Origin of the sequence: Rhodococcus phenolicus, from assembly GCF_001646785.1 — a bacterium.
In the GTDB taxonomy this organism is placed as follows: domain Bacteria; phylum Actinomycetota; class Actinomycetes; order Mycobacteriales; family Mycobacteriaceae; genus Rhodococcus; species Rhodococcus phenolicus.
The window spans coordinates 1-2,786 of the sequence record NZ_LRRH01000195.1; the positions used below are offsets into that span (position 1 = coordinate 1).

Below are 2,786 nucleotides of genomic sequence, written 5' to 3' on the forward strand. Positions count from 1 at the left end.
CCCGACCTCGCGGCGGAGGGCATCTCGATCATCCGCTGGTCGGAGTTGTCCGACGACGAGAAGGCACATCTGACCGGCTATTTCGCCGAGCAGGTGTTCCCGGTTCTGACACCGCTCGCCGTCGACCCCGCCCACCCCTTCCCCTACATCAGCGGCCTGAGTCTCAATCTCGCTGTGACCGTGAAGGATTCGCAGGCGGCCGGGGAACACTTCGCCCGAGTGAAGGTCCCGGACAACGTCGACCGTTTCGTCCGCGTCGACCGTCCCGGAAACCCCGGTGGCATCCCCGCCTTCCTGCCGCTCGAGGAACTGATCGCCGCGCATCTGCACGTGCTGTTCCCGGGCATGGAAGTCGTGGAGCACCATGCCTTCCGTGTCACCCGCAACGCCGATTTCGAGGTCGAGGAGGACCGCGACGAGGACCTGCTGCAGGCCCTCGAACGCGAACTCGCGCGGCGCCGTTTCGGGTCGCCGGTGCGGCTCGAGGTCTCCGACGACATGACCGAGCACATGCTCGACCTGTTGCTGCGCGAACTCGACGTCGATCCGGCCGACGTCGTGCAGCTTCCGGGTCTGCTGGATCTGTCGAGCCTGTGGCAGGTCTATTCCGTCGACCGGCCGGACCTCAAGGACGCGCCGTTCGTCCCGGCGACGCATCCGGCCTTCGGCGAGCGTGAGACACCCAAGAGCGTGTTCTCCACGCTCCGGGAAGGCGATGTACTCGTTCACCATCCGTACGACTCCTTCTCCACGAGCGTCCAGCGCTTCATCGAGCAGGCGGCCGCGGACAGCCAGGTCCTCGCGATCAAGCAGACCCTCTACCGCACCTCCGGCGACTCCCCCATCGTCAACGCTCTCGTCGCCGCCGCCGAGGCCGGCAAGCAGGTCGTGGCGCTCGTGGAGATCAAGGCGCGGTTCGACGAGCAGGCGAACATCAAATGGGCACGCAAACTCGAACAGGCCGGTGTGCACGTGGTGTACGGCCTCGTCGGCCTCAAGACGCACTGCAAGACGTGCCTGGTGGTGCGGCGCGAGGGTTCCACGATCCGTCGCTACTGCCATATCGGAACGGGCAACTACAACCCCAAGACCGCGCGCCTGTACGAGGACGTGGGCCTGCTCACCTCCGACCCCGAGATCGGCTCGGACCTCACCGATCTTTTCAACACACTGACCGGATACTCCCGGATGGCGAAGTACCGCAATCTGCTGGTCGCTCCGCACTGGGTGCGCGCCGGGATCATCGAACGCATCGACCGCGAGATCGAGCACGCCGTCGAGGGCCGCGCGGCGGGAATCCGGTTGAAGGCGAACGCTCTGGTCGACGAGCAGGTGATCGACGCACTGTACCGTGCGTCCCGCGCCGGGGTGCCGGTCGAGATCGTGGTACGCGGTATCTGTGCGCTCAAACCCGGCGTTCCGGGGCTGAGCGAGAACATCACCGTGCGGTCGATTCTGGGCCGGTTCCTCGAGCATTCGCGGATCATCCACTTCCGCGGGGCGGACGAATACTGGATCGGCAGTGCGGACATGATGCACCGCAACCTCGACCGCCGTGTCGAAGTGATGGTGCAGGTGAAGGATTCGCGGCTGGCCGAGCAGCTGGGTTCGATCTTCGACTCCGCGCTCGATCCCGACACCCGCTGCTGGACCCTGGAGAGCGACGGCACGTGGGTGGCATCCCCCGCACCGGGTACCGCCGCGCGTGACCACCAGGTCGAGCTCATGCGCAGCCGATCCTGAGAACCGGAGGGACATCGGTGACTTCCTCCGACAAGCCCGTGAAGGCCAATATCTTCGCCGCGGGTGCTGTGCTCTGGCGACCGAACCCCACCGACCCGGATCGGGTCGAGGTCGCGCTCGTCCACCGTCCACGCTACGACGACTGGAGCTTCCCGAAAGGCAAACTCGATCCCGGTGAGACCGCTGTCGTCGCGGCGGTCCGCGAGATCGAGGAGGAGACCGGTTTCCGGGCGCAGCTCGGTCGGCACCTCGGCAAGGTCACGTACCCCGTTCCGGGCCACCGCAAACTGAAGCGGGTCGACTATTGGGCGGCGCGTGCCGTCGACGGCGGATTCGTCCCGAACAACGAGGTCGACGAGTTGCGCTGGGAGGACCCGGAAACCGCGTTCGATCACCTGTCTTATCCGATGGATCGCACGGTGCTCCGGAGGTTCCGGGCCCTGCCGGTCGATACGACGACCGTCCTGATCGTGCGGCATGCGAGAGCAGGCAGCCGCAAACGGCACCGCGGTGACGACCGGCTGCGACCGCTCGATTCGGCGGGACGGGCGCAGGCCGAGGCCCTGGTCGCGCAGCTGCGCGCGTTCGGCGCGGACAGCATCACCGCAGCCGATCGCATGCGGTGCATCCAGACGGTCGAACCCCTCGCCGGACAACTCGGTGTCGAGATCGCAATCGAACCGTCGCTGACCGAGGAGGATTACGCAGCCGATCCGCACCTCGGCCGCAAACGCACCCTGGAGATCGCCCGGCGCGGTGGCTCACCGGTGATCTGCAGTCAGGGCAAGGTGATTCCGGACCTCGTCCGGTGGTGGGCGGAACGGGACTCGGTCGCCGTCCCCGCGACCCGCAATCGCAAGGGCAGTACGTGGGTGATGTCGCTGCACGCGGACCGGATCGTCGCCATCGACCACCTCGAGAGCCCGCTGCCCGCCCCGCCCCGGTAGGAGCCCGCGGAATGCGTTTCGGCGGTCACCGGATTCGATCCGGTGACCGCCGAAACGGCTGTGCTCAGCGACTACGCCCGATGTGGGCGAGGCCGG

Annotated in this window: 2 protein-coding genes; both read left to right on the forward strand. The window is 66.9% G+C overall.

Annotation, left to right across the window (positions count from 1 at the left end; genetic code table 11):
• On the forward strand, positions 1-1,743 hold a 1,743-nt coding region (locus tag A8G15_RS28825; RefSeq protein WP_068166631.1), incomplete at its 5' end, for an RNA degradosome polyphosphate kinase.
• A gap of 17 nt (positions 1,744-1,760) precedes the next feature.
• Positions 1,761-2,690: an NUDIX hydrolase gene (locus tag A8G15_RS28830; protein ID WP_068166632.1), complete on the forward strand. Its 930-nt coding sequence runs from the start codon at positions 1,761-1,763 to the stop codon at positions 2,688-2,690.
• Positions 2,691-2,786 lie beyond the last annotated feature (96 nt).